A 13411-nucleotide genomic window follows, 5' to 3' on the forward strand; every position below is an offset into this window, starting at 1 on the left:
AACCTTCATTCCCTAACAGGATCAGCAGCAATTCTGGCGCCCAGAATTGCAATATTCCCTGAAAAATCCCATGTATCAGGGAAGGTCTGACCAGAGACCCGTTCCTACCAGACTGCACCACGCACCATTTCTTAATCAATCAATGTAGGGCAAACATCTTGCCTCAAGGCATTTGCCGCCAAATGTCCGGTTTAACGTATCCTATATAGTTTTAGTCTGCCGCGCGCAGCAGCTTTGCCATTTCAGCGTCATCCCATTCGACGCCGCCAGCAATCCGCCAAACCTCTTTGCCTGCACTGTCGTACAAAATGGTCGTGGGTAGGGCGATGGCGTTGTTAAACGCGGCCAGTATAGCGTTGTCCGCATCGGTATAGGGAATCAGATTCTTGATCCCTGTCTCTTTGAAAAAGGCTAGAACAGGGGCGCGGCCTTCAAGGTCTTGGGATACCGCAATGACCGCCATCCGGTCCTTTTCGAGTTTTGCCAGCGCGTCTAGGGTCGGCATTTCGGCCTTACATGGTGCACACCAAGTCGCCCAAATGTTGAGTAACAACGGTTTGCCTTCAAAATCTGCTAAGGTCACATCCTGTCCGTCGGCGTCCGCAAAGGGCGCGGCCGGCGCCTTTTGACCCACAAATTTGTAGCTAAGCGTCGCACGGGTGCCGTTTGCACTTTCCAATAAGACATCCGCTGTGTCGGCAGCACCAGAGTTTTCGGCCGATGCGGGTTGCGCTTGCCCCTCGGGCAGGGTTTCTTTATCGCACCCCGTTAACACCAGAAGGATTAAGGCAATTACAAAGCGCATGTCGGATTCCAATAGCATGTGGGGCGGCCGGTTCGGCGAAGGCCCTGGCGCAATTATGCGCGAGATAAATGCCTCCATCCCATTCGACAAGCGTCTTTGGCAAGAGGATATCGCGGGTAGCAAAGCGCACGCCGATATGTTGGCCGCGAACGGCATCATTTCGGACGCGGACAATGCCGCAATCCAACAGGGACTGGACGCGGTCCACGCCGAGTATCGGGCCAATGGCGTGCCCGTTGATCTGACGCTTGAAGATATTCACATGGTCACGGAAACTAGGCTGCGGGAACTTATCGGCGAACCTGCCGCGCGCCTGCACACCGCGCGGTCACGCAATGATCAGGTCGCGACCGATTTTCGTCTGTGGGTACGCAACGCCACACAGGAAATCGACGCTGGCCTGCGCGCGTTCCAATTAGCGCTCGTCGCCCGCGCCGACGAACATGTGGGCAGCATCATGCCGGGCTTCACCCATTTACAAGTGGCGCAGCCGGTGACGCTTGGTCATCATTTGATGGCTTATTATGAAATGGCAAAACGCGACCGCAGTCGCTTTGCCGATTGCCACGGCCGCCTGAATCATTCGCCTTTGGGGGCCGCCGCTTTGGCGGGAACATCCTTCCCGATTGATCGCGCCGCTACCGCTGCTGCGCTTGGCTTTGATAGGCCGATGGGTAACAGCCTCGATGCTGTATCCGATCGCGATTTTGCGCTGGAGTTTCTGACAGCGGCGGCCCAAACCGCATTGCATCTGTCGCGTCTGGCCGAAGAAATGATTCTTTGGGCATCGCAGCCCTTTGGCTTCATCGCTTTGCCCGATGCCTGGTCAACGGGCAGCTCAATCATGCCGCAAAAGCGCAATCCCGACGCTGCCGAGCTGGTACGTGGCCATGCAGGGCGTATCATCGGTTGCATGAACAGCCTGATGATCACCATGAAGGGCCTGCCCTTGGCTTATTCCAAGGATATGCAGGACGATAAGCCTCCTGTGTTTGAGGCCTATGACCTGCTCTCTTTGTCGATTGCAGCGATGACCGGCATGGTTGCTAATGTAACGTTCAATACGGCGCGTATGCGCGAAGTTGCAGACACCGGATTTTCCACCGCAACCGATTTGGCCGACTGGCTGGTGCGCGCATTTGCAATGCCCTTCCGGGAGGCGCATCATGTGACGGGCAGCATCGTCAAGGCATGCGAAGCGCGGGGCATTGGTCTGTCGGATATAAATGCTGACGACTTGGCCGCTATCAACCCCTTGCTCGCTGGCTGTACTTTGCCGGACCTGTCGATTGATGGTTCCGTCGCCAGTCGCACCAGCGTTGGCGGCACCGCGCCTGTGCGCGTAAAAGAGGCGATAGCGGCAGCAAAAAAGGAACTTGAGGCATGACATTGCAACGCGTCCTGTTGGTGATCGGTATGGTATTGTCGGCCACCGCGTGCGGAAAGGTTGGCGACCTTGAACCCCGTTCGGGTAATGCCCTGCCGCCGCAGGCCTATGGCCAGACGACCACACAAAGCGCGGGCGTGTTAACGACGCCGTCGGCGCAGGCGCGGCCCGGGCGTAGCGATGAATTGCTGAAACGTTCGGAACGACGCGCGGATGACCCCTTTGATGTCGCGCCGGGGGAGCAGCCCAAGCCCTTAAACCCCGAAGACCAAACGCTAGCTGCCAAAACTGATCCCGAATAGAAACTCATGAACCATTTTCACTTTATCGATGGCGTATTGCACGCCGAAAACGTGCCTTTGGCTGACATTGCGGAGGCTGTTGGCACGCCCGTCTATGTCTATTCACGGGCTACATTCGAACGCCACGCACAGGTGTTTCGTGCGGCTTTGTCAGGGCTGAATAACCCGCATTTGGCTTTTGCGGTAAAATCGAACCCAAATCTTGCTGTGTTGAAGATCCTGGCGCGGCAAGGCTATGGCGCCGATGTTGTCTCGGCCGGTGAAATGGACCGCGCTCTGGCTGCCGGCATGGCGGCCGAAGATATTGTCTTTTCCGGCGTCGGTAAAACCGCCGAAGAAATGACCCGCGCATTGAAGGTGGGCGTTGGCCAATTTAACATTGAATCGGAAGAAGAAGGTCAGGAACTGGCGGCACTCGCCGCTGCGCTTGGCCTAACGGCGCAGGCCGTGTTGCGCATCAATCCCGATGTTGACGCAGGCACCCATGGCAAGATTTCAACGGGCAAGGCTGACAATAAATTCGGCGTCGGTATCCACCGCGCGCCGGGGATTTATGCAAGGCTAAGCATTTTGCCGAACCTGCATATGCGCGGTGTCGCACTGCACATTGGCAGTCAGTTAACGAGCCTCGAGCCGCTTGAGACCGCCTTTCAAAAAGTGGGTGTGCTGCTGCAGGAATTACGTGCCGCAGGGCATATGATCACACATGTCGACTTGGGCGGCGGCCTTGGCGTGCGCTACCGCGAAGGTGACAATCCGCCGGAGCCGGCTGAATATGGCGCGATGGTCGCACGCGTAACCAAAGATTGGGGCGTGCGATTAATGTTTGAACCTGGCCGCATTATCGCTGGCAATGCAGGCGTCTTGCTCACGCGGGTTATCCGGGTAAAGCCCGGTGCGGGCAATGCGCCGTTCGTTATCGTCGATGCCGCGATGAACGACCTCGCCCGCCCTGCGCTCTATGATGCATGGCATGATTTTGAAGCGGTTGTGCCCAATGGCCAAAAGATGATGGCCAATATTGTTGGCCCAGTCTGCGAAACCGGCGACACCTTTGCCATGGGCCGCGACGTTGACCCTGTTGCCGCTAATGACCTTGCTATTTTCCGGACCGCTGGCGCTTATGGCGCAACAATGGCGAGCACCTATAACAGCCGTGGATTGGTACCCGAAGTCCTCGTCGACGGCGACAAATTCGCAGTCGTCGCAGAACGGATTGCGCCTGAGGCGATATTGGCGGCGGAGCATGTGCCCGACTGGCTGAAATAGGAATTTGCCTTGGATCAGCTGCCGATATTTGTGAACCTGAAAGGCAAGAATGTCATATTGGTCGGTGAAGGCGAAATGGCAGATGCCAAAAGACGCCTGATAGAGCGCGCAGGTGGCATATGCGTGGATGCTGGACATAAGGACGCACGTATCGCTTTTGTCGCCATCGCGGACGAAGACGAAGCCTACACCGCCGCTGATGCATTGAAAGCGCGCGGCCTGCTCGTCAATGTCGTGGACAGACCTGAAATGTGTGATTTTACGACACCAGCGATTGTGGACCGGACGCCCGTTTTGGTGGCGGTCGGCACCGGCGGCGCGTCCGCAGGCATGGCAAAGGCCATTCGCCAGCGGATTGAAACTCAGCTGCCGGAAAGCTTGGGACCGCTCGCCAATGCCATATCTGCCGCGCGCGTTGCCATACGCAAACGTTGGCCAGAAGGGCCGCAGCGCCGCCGCGCATTGGATCAAGGCTTTGCCGCAGGTGGCTTGCTGGATCCATTTGGCAATCACGCCCCCGATACTGTCGAACATTGGTTGAAAGCGGCAGATGAACCCATGGGCGATCGCGTTATCGAAATTGCCTTATTGTCCGATAATCCCGATGACCTGACTTTGCTGACTGCACGTTTATTGGGTGAGGCAGACCATGTTTTCCATGACGCCGATGTGCCAGCCGCGATCCTTAACCGTGCGCGCGCTGACGCCCTGCGTCATGCAAGTGCGCCGCCTTTGCCTGCGCCAGAGGGCCTGTCATTGTTCCTAAGGTTGCCGTCCACGCATGGATAGGGCATGAGGTTCGCTTGAACAATATCAAGGTCGCCATGTCCGCTTTCCCATCGAAAATATGTTTCTACGGCTGCGGCAATATGGGCAGCGCGATGCTGCGCGGTTGGTTGGCCGCGGGCATATCGCCCGACACTTTCCATGTCGTGGACCCTGTCGCCGAAAACCTGCCCGCAGGCGTCGCGCTATCGCGGTCGGCGCAAGAGGTTCAACCGTCATTCGATGTGCTCGTGCTGGGCATAAAGCCGCAGCTTTTATCGTCGCTCGCGTCCGACATTGCGCCATTGCTTAACCCCGGCGCATTGGTCATTTCGATACTCGCTGGCACCACAACGCAGACCCTATCGGACGCTTTTCCTGCCGCGCGGATTGTACGGCTTATGCCCAATTTGGCAGCCGCTATCGGCAAATCACCCCTTGGCCTATTTGCGCCAAAGGCAACGGAGTTGGTCAAGTCGGACATCGCAGCGTGGCTGGCGCCATTGGGATCAGTCATTTGGATCGACGACGAAGACCATATGGATGCCGTAACGGCGTTGGCGGGGTCAGGCCCGGCCTTTATCTACCGCGTCATCGACGCGCTGACCAAAGGCGGTGAAGCAGCAGGGCTGCCACAGGTGGTGGCGGCGCAACTTGCCCTATCGATGACCGAAGGCGCTGCGATTTTGGCCGCAACTTCACCTGAAACGCCGGGGGATTTGGCCGCGCGCGTGACCAGCCCTGGCGGCACGACGGCTGCGGGCCTTGCCGTGCTGGACGCTGATAGCGCTTTAGACAGATTAATGACGCAAACACTGCGCGCGGCGCGTGACCGCGGGACGGAATTGGCCAAGGGAGATGTCACATGAAATTGAGGTACATATTGGCCCTATCTTGCGCCTTGGCGCAGCCAGCTGCTGCTTCGATCGCGAGTGAATAAGATGGCATTTGGCAAACCTGATCTGGGCAGCATCACGCCAAAGGGTACCAGCTTCGACCCTGCGTTGGTCAACAAAATGATGGGTAAATTCGGCCATGGCGGATTTCTCAACATGGAATATGTTGGCCATGGCGATGACTGGGTTGAGCTTGCGATTGATTGGCGTGAGGACCTTGTTGCGGATCCCGACACCGGCATATTGGCTTCTGCCGTGATCATCAGCTTGATGGATAATGCGACCAGCATGTCGATATGGACCAAGCTTGGTGAATTCCGCCCGCAAGTGACGATGGATCTTCGGATCGACTATCTACGGCCCTCGCCTTCGGGTGAACGGGTTTATGGTCGCGGGATTTGCTATCATTTGACCAACAGCATCGGCTTTGTGCGTGGCTTTGCGCATAATGGAAACCCCGACGAACCCTTGGCGCATGCCAGCGGCACGTTCATCCGCATCGGGGACCGCGTAGCATGATCGATATGCCAGCCCTTCCGCCCTACGCACGCGCGCTCGATATGAAGATTGTCGACGAACGCGACGGCCCGCCGGTCATCGCTATGCCTTTTGCCGACCGCGTTCAGGGCCGGCCGGGCTTCCTGCATGGCGGGGCGATTTCGGGTTTGCTCGAGATTGCAGCTATTGCCGCCATTCACCGAGCGTTACGCGCCAAAGGTAGCGATTCTGCTATCAAGCAAGTTAACGTCACTGTCGATTTCATGCGCGGTGGCCTAAACCATATGACTTTCGCCGTCGGCGAAGTCACGCGCCTTGGCCGGACTATGGCCAATGTTGAGGCACGGGCATGGCAAGAAGATCAGGATAAGCCCATCGCCATGGGCTATATGCATTATCTCATTCGGGCAAAACGCGAGGGTTAATCTGGCTTATGCCTCGCCATGCGTTTCAATGAGCGCGCTGGCGATAGCTTCTTCAGGAGTTTTGTCGCCCCAGATAATGAACTGGAACACCGGATAGAAACGCTCACATTCGTCAATCGCGACGTCAATGATGGTTTGCGCTTGGTCAACACCCAACAATCCGTTGGATGCCATCAGGCTGCCATGGCGGAACAGCAATATGCCATTGGCCGACCACATGTCGAAATGGCCAAGCCACAATTGCTCGTTGATGAGGCCAAGCGCGGTATACACATGCGCCCGCTTGTCGCTGGGAACTGTGATGTCCGGCAATATGATGAGTTGCAGCGCATTATCTTCCTCGCGCCAGATCGCGCGGAGCTGATAGCTGGCCCAGCTGCCCTTATACTCGGCGGTAATTTCGTCTTCACCATCCAGTTCAAATGACCAGCCGCGCGCTTCGAACAAAGCCGCGAGCATGTCTACGGGCGCGGATTCATCGCGCTCGAATTGCTCATATTGTTCGTCTGCGTCGTGCATGGTGATTGCGCCTGTCGTGTTGGGTCGAGTCTGCCCCCTGACGGACTCGCACGCAAGGGGCTTGCATCAACGCGCAACACAAGGCTGTGGGCCGACTGTGGAAAAGTTTAGGCGGAACTCTTTGCCGACTTGGTCGCTGGCTTTGCCTTGGCAGGGGCGGCACCGCCTTTTGCGTGCAAAGCAGCTTCTAGGGCAGCGACCCGCTTACCCAGCGCATCAGCCTCGGCGCGGGCATTGGCTGCCAGCGTCTTGACCGCATCAAATTCTTCGCGGGACACAAGGTCAAGACCGCCAGCCCATTCGCGCGCACGTTCACGCACGCTCGCCTCGGCTTCGCGTCCCATGCCCGCCACGGTTCCGGCAACGCCGTTCAAAACCTTGGCCAAATCGTCAAAAATGCGCTTTTCGCTTTGCATGTCATTCACTCCATTACGGTCAGGGGATGGACCATATCACTTTATTTGGGAAGTCGCGGCCGGAACGTAAAGACTTTCCGCGTCGGGATTAAGCTGGTCGATCTGAAAATTCAGGATGGCCGCGAAGCTGATCCACACCAAATACGGCACCAACAGCCACGCTGCAGCCTTGTGAACCCGCGCAAATGCGAAGGTCGTGGCGATGGCAACGCCAAGCATGACGAGAATGATGAAAAAGGCGGCTGTCACCTGATGCGCACCAAAAAATATCGGTGACCAAGTGAGGTTGATCACGAATTGGGACAAAAAGAGGACGATTGCTACATTCCGATCCCGCGAACCGCGCGCGTTCAGTACCATCGCAAAGGCCAAGCCCAGCATGAGATATAGAGTGGGCCAAACAACGCCGAATACCCAGCCTGGAGGTTGAATTTGGGGCTTAAGCAATGTTTGGTACCATGCGTTTTCGGCCGTTGATCCCGACATGGTACCGGAGAGAAAACCGAGAAACATGATCGTCGGGATAACGAACAGCGCCAAACGCACCAAGGACATGCGCGATTGCGAAGGGGGAACAAGCTGATTCATGACGTGGCTCCGATCTTGATCATCGCGATTCGGAGGAAACGCGTTCAAACTCCACATAAGCATTGGCGGCCCATAGAACAAGGCCGCCTACCCGGTTGGATAGACGGCCTTTCATTCGCGTATCAGCGCAAAACGCGCGCGGCTGCTTTTACTTGCGTGTGCCGGTCAAACCCATCGAACCAAAGGCACCAGCCTTCACTTCGCCGGTCATGGCATCGCCCGACACCGTTGCGGTGGCGTTCAAATGCATAGGCATAGGCACAGTGATATCCATGCCCCAGCTCAACGTATCGCCATCAACAGTGCCATTGGCGATGTCCATGGAACCAAGTCCACCGGACATCTGGCCAGAAAAGCTGCCGCCGTCGCTGTTGACGGTCAAAACTGCTTTTTGGTCACCCATTGGGCTTTTGATTGTTACGTCCCAATCACCATCAACTGCTGCCATATCCTTGCTCCTTATTTAGCTTTGTTGCTTGCATTGGTGTTAGCAGCTTCGGTCACCATTTCAATTGGCAATCCCAGTGCTTCCAACTGTGGCTTCACCTTCGCCGCATCGCCGACAACGAGCCATGTGATCTTGGATGGATCGACCTTTACCCGCATAGCGTCATTCAACGCCGCTGCGGTCAGCGTGCCATATTTGCTTGCCAATGTTTCGGCATAGTTGAACGGCCGCTTGTTCAGGCGATCTGCCTGCATTTGTCCCAGCACCGCCGATGATTGTTCATAGCTACCTGGCAGTTTGAGGACATTGCCCTTGATCGTCTTTTCCAGTTCAGCCGCCGTGACCGGCTTCGCGCCGTTAAAGTCCTTCAGCTGATCGATCAAAACTTTGACCGATGGTCCTGTCTGATTGGTCTGCACTGGCGCGAACATGTAAAATGGCACGCGATCTTCGGCACCATTGATTTGGCTACGTACGCCATAAGACCAGCCCTTAGTTTCACGCAGGTCCATGTTGATACGCGACAGGAAGTCACCACCGAAAATCTCGTTCGCAGCGCGCAAAGTCAGCAAATCGTCCGATCCCTTTGCATCCAGCACAAGGCCCGCAAGCACCAAGGATTGCGGTGAATTTGGACGGTCAATCAGTAGAATTTTTGATTCAGGCGCAGGCAATGCCACGGCGAAATTCTTCGCGGGTGCGGCGGCTGTGGTTGGTGCCCACTTGCCAAAACGCTGTTCCAGCATTGGCTTGATTTCTTTCAGGCTGGTGTCGCCCACGACAAAGATTTCCGCTTTTGATGGATGCATCCATGACTGATGGAAATTGGCCACATCAGCGCGGCTAATCGTCGTCACGGTCTCTGCATATCCGCTACCAGTCTGTGGTCCGCCATAAGGATGCGCCGCACCGTATAGCAATGGCGGCAGGCGGCGCACGGCAATGCCCTGCGGCTGATTATTTTCCGACTTGATCCGAGTCAGTTGCTGAACGCGGACACGCTCCAGCTCATTGGTCGCAAAGGCCGGATTTTTGATAACATCCGCCAGAAGATCGAGCGAAAGGCCAAGGTTAGGCTTGACCGCGCGCAAGCTCGCTACCGTCCGGTCAAGTGAAGACCCAACAGTGACGTCAGCGCCCAATTTCTCTTCGGTTTCGGCAATTTGGGTCGAGGTCAGCGACGTTGTGCCTTCCATCAACATGGTGGACATCATCGACGCAATGCCACGCTTGTCGGCCGGATCAGCCGCATAGCCCGCATTGAAGCTAACTGCGACACGGACTGTTGGTACAGCAGCGCGACGCGCGAAAAACACCTTAATGCCATTGCTTAAGCTTGTTTCTTCAACCGTTGGGAAATCCAATGAAGGCGTGCTTGTTGGTTCAGGGAATTTGCTGCGATCCTGAAAGGCGACGGGTGCCGATACCGATACATCGTCGGCGCCTGGAGGCGCATAAAATGCGGGTGCCGTTAATGTACCTGTGCGGCTGCCTGATCCTGCGGCAACTTCTTTATAGGCGTCGCGCTCACCGGGTTCGACGCGAATTTCAAGCACGGGGCGTGTCAGCCATTTTTGCATCGCAGCCTTCACTGTTTCTGGCTTAGCTGAAGCAAGGCGCTCCAATTCTTTTTTGTAGAAGGACGAATCTCCCACATATAGTTCGCCTTCGGCCAAAGCGACGGCCTTGCCGCCAAAGCCACCGACTTGTTCAAGACCATCGATTTGCTGGGCAATGTTGCTTGCGGCGACGCGCTGCACTTCTTCGGCGGTTGGGCCGGTTTTGATATAATCGGCCAAGATTTCATCGAGGCGCTTCGCAACTGCATCAGCATCACCGCCGGGCTTTACGTCAGCTTGAATGTTGACCAAGCTGCCATGTACGAAAGGAATGAGGTAAGCAGATACGCCCACCACGCTCTGTTCCTGACGCACCAAAATATTATCCAGACGCGAGCTCGACAAGCCGCCAAGCGCGCTCATCGCGATGAACAATGAATTCGCATCGGGGTCGGCGAGGCCAGGCACCACCCAGTTGCGATAAATGCGCGTGGTCGGGACCTTATCCTTCATGACGATTTTCACGTCTTTTTCGAGCGTTGGCACTGGCGCGTTAACGGGCGCGACTTGCTTGCCGCGCTTGATGTTGCCGAACCATTTTTCCACCAATGGCTTTGCTTGCGCCGCATTGATGTCGCCGGCCAAAACCAAAATGGCGTTGTTCGGGCCATAATGGTCGATGAACCAGTTTTTCATGTCATCAAGCGAAGCGGCTGACAAATCTTCGAGGCTTCCAATCGTATCATGATGATATGGGTGGCCAACGGGGAACAGCGTCTCTGAACGCTTGTAATCAACCAAGCCGAAGGGCTGATTGTCGCCCTGACGCTTTTCGTTGGAAACAACGCCGATTTGGTTATCCAACTTTTCCTTCGTCACAGCGTTGAGCAAAAAGCCCATACGATCGCTTTCGAGGAACAAGGCGGATTCCAACGCTGTTGTTGGTACGGTCTGGAAATAATTGGTGCGGTCCAACCATGTGGTCCCGTTCAGATCGGTCGCGCCGATTTTCTTGGTATATTCAAAATAATCGCCCGGCGCATTTTCGCTGCCGTTGAACATGATATGTTCGAACAAATGGGCATAGCCTGTTTTACCCTTCGGCTCGTTCTTGGATCCGACGCCATACCAGATGGACACGGCAACAATGGGCGCCTTGCGGTCTTCATGGACCAAAACGGTCAGACCATTGTCGAGTGTGAATTTTTCATGCGGAATATTGACCGCATCCACCAATTTTGAAACGGGCGCTGCGGACTGCGCGAAGGCGGGTGTCTGCGCCACTAGCATCGAGCCCGACATCATCAGGGCGAGCGTTAATTTACGGATCATATTCTGCTCCTATAGATAAAAATCATTGCCGCTAAAGATAGCGGCGATGCAGGCAAACACAATGTGATGCCCAAATTTTTCGACAAACGGCTTTTATGGCCGATAACGGCGTTTTGCGTTCTTGACGGCGTCAGCCCATTCGAAATGAACAGGCTTATACCCGCCCGCAACGAACAATTTCATCTGGTCGGTATAATGCGGCGATTCGGGGCGCGTGGTCGCCGAACCATAAGGCTGGATCGATTCCGATTGCACCTTGCCATCCTTGTCCCATCGCATCAGCATGATGTAGCTATCGCCATGTCGGACGCGCATTTTGCCATCAGCTTGCTCTGCATCCCATATAGTTGTGGCACGCAAGGCATCGCTGCCGCCCAGCATTGGTAAATCGACATTGCCAAGCCTTAGGCGTTGAATATCGGCCAAAAGCGGATCAATCCGGCCGAAGCGTTCTTTGAACTCTGTGACAGCCTCCTGCAGCGTAGTACGGGCATCGGGCATCTTGTCTCCGCGCCAGTTTGGCCTTGCGCCAAAGCGGATGATGCGTTCGGCAAAGGCATCAGCACGGCCCTTGCCATCACTAGACCAATCCCAGCTCGCGAGCAGCTTTTGTGCTTCGGCAAGCTCGGGCGCGTCTTTCAAATCCAGCGCAGCAAAGGACGCCATCCACGCCCCGACCCAGCTTTTTTTGCTGTAGATCATGTCCATCTTAATCGCGAGCAGCTCTTGCGGCGTGATCGACCTATCGGCGGCCAGCAATTCTGTTGCGCGCAAGCCACGGTTGGTCATGCCAAGCTCAATGCCCAAATAAGGCGAATAAGCCGAACGATCCATTTCCGACCCAGGCCCCGCCGCTAGAAACGGCGTGTTATTGGCGTTCTGGACAAAGCCCGATGCGGGATTCACAATCTTGGGATAACGGTCAAAGCCAACTGGCCCTTCCCACATGGCCGCCGATGTGTCGCCCGGAAGTAGCTTGGTATAATCATATCCCGGTTTACGGTCGGGGAAGAGAGCATTGTAAATATAGGCAACGCGACCGGTCTTGTCGGCATAAATGAAATTCGTCGCGGGAATGCCGCCAATCGCCATCGATTGGGTCCATTCGTCCCAATTGGTCGCTTTGGTGTTGCGATAATATTGCTCAACGACTTTTACATTGTCGATGCCCGCATAGCGGATCGCAAAATAGCCCTTGTCATTTTTGATGACCGGTCCGTGGATAGAGCGGTATACCGTCTGCGGTACCGGCAAATTGAAAGGACCTATTTTCACCGGCAGCCAGACGCGCTTCGATGACAAGGGCATCCATTTGCCATCATAACGATATTGGTCGCCTGCCTTGTTCATCACCAGTTTATAGACATCGATCAGGTCGGGACGGTTGACGGTATTGGTCCAACCCAAATGACGGTTGTGGCCCAACAACACAAACGGTGATCCGGGGAACAAAGCCCCTGCCATATCAAGCCCCTCGCCCGAATGCGTTACGGCTTCGTACCACGCGACTTGGCCTTCATAAGGTTGGTGCGAATTGGAAATCAGCCATGTCTTACCATCGGCCATACGCTTTGGCGCAATGGCAAAGGCGTTCGAGCCGTTCATTTCCGGATCCCGCCCAATGGGCGTCATTGGCGCAGCACTCTCCTTTGGCAGCGGCTTGCCTTCGGTCAATGCCCCGATGGCACCATCCAGACCGTAGAAAAACGGCGCGCGCAGCACGAAGCCCGTGACAATATCCTGTCCAGTCACAGGAAACAGCTTCGACAAGCGAACTTCTTCTGGATGTTTTGACGCATAATGGTTCACGCCAGCGGCATAGGCCTCTGCCACCGCGCGGACTTCAGGCGACAATTCCATATAGCGCTTCTCAGCAGTCTCCCGCGCGCCTAACAGATGCATCACATAGTCGACCTTGGCCCCATCGGAACCGGCAAGCGCACCATAGCGCCCACGCGTCATGGCAACGACATCCTGTATGGTCGAAAAATCATCTTCCGCATGGGCAAAGGCCAGACCATAAGCGGTATCGGCATCGGTCTTGCCGTTGATATGCGGCACGCCATAGCTATCGCGGACAATCTCCACATCATAACTGCGCTTTGGCATTTCATAGCCAGTCGCTGCCAATGGCTCCCACAGCGCGCCTGCACCCGCAACGACACCCACAAGCGCCAAGGACGCCCACAAAAATTTCCGCAT

General features: G+C 55.8%; 14 protein-coding genes. 7 read left to right on the forward strand and 7 right to left on the reverse strand.

The genetic code is table 11. The features are described from left to right. Window positions 1–211: 211 nt before the first annotated feature. The gene (locus ACILP4_RS07615) at window positions 212–805 is read right to left on the reverse strand and encodes a TlpA family protein disulfide reductase (RefSeq protein WP_395620138.1); all 594 of its coding nucleotides are present in this window, start codon (window positions 803–805) and stop codon (window positions 212–214) included. A 16-nt stretch (window positions 806–821) separates the two neighbouring features. Between ACILP4_RS07615 and argH the strand changes: the two genes are divergently transcribed. The 7 genes from argH to ACILP4_RS07650 all read left to right on the forward strand — a co-directional run bounded on the left by argH (window position 822) and on the right by ACILP4_RS07650 (window position 6347). Continuing rightward, on the forward strand, window positions 822–2192 hold the full coding sequence (argH, locus tag ACILP4_RS07620; RefSeq protein ID WP_395620178.1) for an argininosuccinate lyase: 1371 nt from the start codon (window positions 822–824) through the stop codon (window positions 2190–2192). After that, entirely contained in the window at window positions 2189–2494 is a 306-nt protein-coding gene (locus ACILP4_RS07625) for a hypothetical protein (RefSeq protein ID WP_395620139.1), read from the forward strand. The genes argH and ACILP4_RS07625 overlap by 4 nt, the downstream gene beginning before the upstream one ends. Before the next feature lie 6 nt (window positions 2495–2500). Further along, complete coding sequence (gene lysA, locus ACILP4_RS07630; RefSeq protein ID WP_395620140.1) at window positions 2501–3763, forward strand: diaminopimelate decarboxylase; 1263 nt, start codon at window positions 2501–2503, stop codon at window positions 3761–3763. 9 nt (window positions 3764–3772) lie between these two features. Then, on the forward strand, window positions 3773–4552 hold the full coding sequence (locus tag ACILP4_RS07635) for an NAD(P)-dependent oxidoreductase (RefSeq protein ID WP_395620141.1): 780 nt from the start codon (window positions 3773–3775) through the stop codon (window positions 4550–4552). A 14-nt stretch (window positions 4553–4566) separates the two neighbouring features. Further along, window positions 4567–5397: a pyrroline-5-carboxylate reductase gene (gene proC, locus ACILP4_RS07640; protein ID WP_395620142.1), complete on the forward strand. Its 831-nt coding sequence runs from the start codon at window positions 4567–4569 to the stop codon at window positions 5395–5397. 72 nt (window positions 5398–5469) lie between these two features. After that, window positions 5470–5943 (forward strand): PaaI family thioesterase, encoded by a 474-nt coding sequence (locus ACILP4_RS07645; protein WP_395620143.1) that lies wholly within the window; start codon window positions 5470–5472, stop codon window positions 5941–5943. Beyond that, window positions 5940–6347, forward strand: a complete 408-nt coding sequence (locus ACILP4_RS07650) for a PaaI family thioesterase (protein ID WP_395620144.1) — start codon at window positions 5940–5942, stop codon at window positions 6345–6347. Before ACILP4_RS07645 ends, ACILP4_RS07650 begins: the two co-directional genes overlap by 4 nt. A gap of 6 nt (window positions 6348–6353) precedes the next feature. On the opposite strand, the gene ACILP4_RS07655 is transcribed toward ACILP4_RS07650, so the two are convergent. From ACILP4_RS07655 to ACILP4_RS07680, 6 genes are all read right to left on the reverse strand, one after another. Continuing rightward, window positions 6354–6866, reverse strand: a complete 513-nt coding sequence (locus tag ACILP4_RS07655) for a YbjN domain-containing protein (protein ID WP_395620145.1) — start codon at window positions 6864–6866, stop codon at window positions 6354–6356. A gap of 107 nt (window positions 6867–6973) precedes the next feature. After that, window positions 6974–7282, reverse strand: a complete 309-nt coding sequence (locus ACILP4_RS07660) for an accessory factor UbiK family protein (protein WP_395620146.1) — start codon at window positions 7280–7282, stop codon at window positions 6974–6976. Window positions 7283–7318: 36 nt separating this feature from the next. Further along, a complete protein-coding gene (locus tag ACILP4_RS07665; protein ID WP_395620147.1) occupies window positions 7319–7870 on the reverse strand; it encodes a TspO/MBR family protein in 552 nt (183 codons plus the stop codon). A 148-nt stretch (window positions 7871–8018) separates the two neighbouring features. Then, a complete protein-coding gene (locus ACILP4_RS07670; RefSeq protein WP_296198498.1) occupies window positions 8019–8318 on the reverse strand; it encodes a hypothetical protein in 300 nt (99 codons plus the stop codon). An 11-nt stretch (window positions 8319–8329) separates the two neighbouring features. Further along, on the reverse strand, window positions 8330–11209 hold the full coding sequence (locus ACILP4_RS07675) for a M16 family metallopeptidase (protein WP_395620148.1): 2880 nt from the start codon (window positions 11207–11209) through the stop codon (window positions 8330–8332). A gap of 93 nt (window positions 11210–11302) precedes the next feature. Next, a complete protein-coding gene (locus ACILP4_RS07680; RefSeq protein WP_395620149.1) occupies window positions 11303–13411 on the reverse strand; it encodes a penicillin acylase family protein in 2109 nt (702 codons plus the stop codon).

The organism is Sphingorhabdus sp. (genome assembly GCF_044239045.1).
Lineage (GTDB): Bacteria > Pseudomonadota > Alphaproteobacteria > Sphingomonadales > Sphingomonadaceae > Sphingorhabdus_B.

Bases quoted from the DNA above. Each gene is read 5' to 3' on its own strand.
- ACILP4_RS07615 (WP_395620138.1), bottom strand. From the start codon at position 805: ATGCGCTTTGTAATTGCCTTAATCCTTCTGGTGTTAACGGGGTGCGAT.
- argH (WP_395620178.1), top strand. From the start codon at position 822: ATGTGGGGCGGCCGGTTCGGCGAAGGCCCTGGCGCAATTATGCGCGAG.
- ACILP4_RS07625 (WP_395620139.1), top strand. From the start codon at position 2,189: ATGACATTGCAACGCGTCCTGTTGGTGATCGGTATGGTATTGTCGGCC.
- lysA (WP_395620140.1), top strand. From the start codon at position 2,501: ATGAACCATTTTCACTTTATCGATGGCGTATTGCACGCCGAAAACGTG.
- ACILP4_RS07645 (WP_395620143.1), top strand. From the start codon at position 5,470: ATGGCATTTGGCAAACCTGATCTGGGCAGCATCACGCCAAAGGGTACC.
- ACILP4_RS07650 (WP_395620144.1), top strand. From the start codon at position 5,940: ATGATCGATATGCCAGCCCTTCCGCCCTACGCACGCGCGCTCGATATG.
- ACILP4_RS07655 (WP_395620145.1), bottom strand. From the start codon at position 6,866: ATGCACGACGCAGACGAACAATATGAGCAATTCGAGCGCGATGAATCC.
- ACILP4_RS07660 (WP_395620146.1), bottom strand. From the start codon at position 7,282: ATGCAAAGCGAAAAGCGCATTTTTGACGATTTGGCCAAGGTTTTGAAC.
- ACILP4_RS07665 (WP_395620147.1), bottom strand. From the start codon at position 7,870: ATGAATCAGCTTGTTCCCCCTTCGCAATCGCGCATGTCCTTGGTGCGT.
- ACILP4_RS07670 (WP_296198498.1), bottom strand. From the start codon at position 8,318: ATGGCAGCAGTTGATGGTGATTGGGACGTAACAATCAAAAGCCCAATG.
- ACILP4_RS07675 (WP_395620148.1), bottom strand. From the start codon at position 11,209: ATGATCCGTAAATTAACGCTCGCCCTGATGATGTCGGGCTCGATGCTA.
- ACILP4_RS07680 (WP_395620149.1), bottom strand. From the start codon at position 13,411: ATGCGGAAATTTTTGTGGGCGTCCTTGGCGCTTGTGGGTGTCGTTGCG.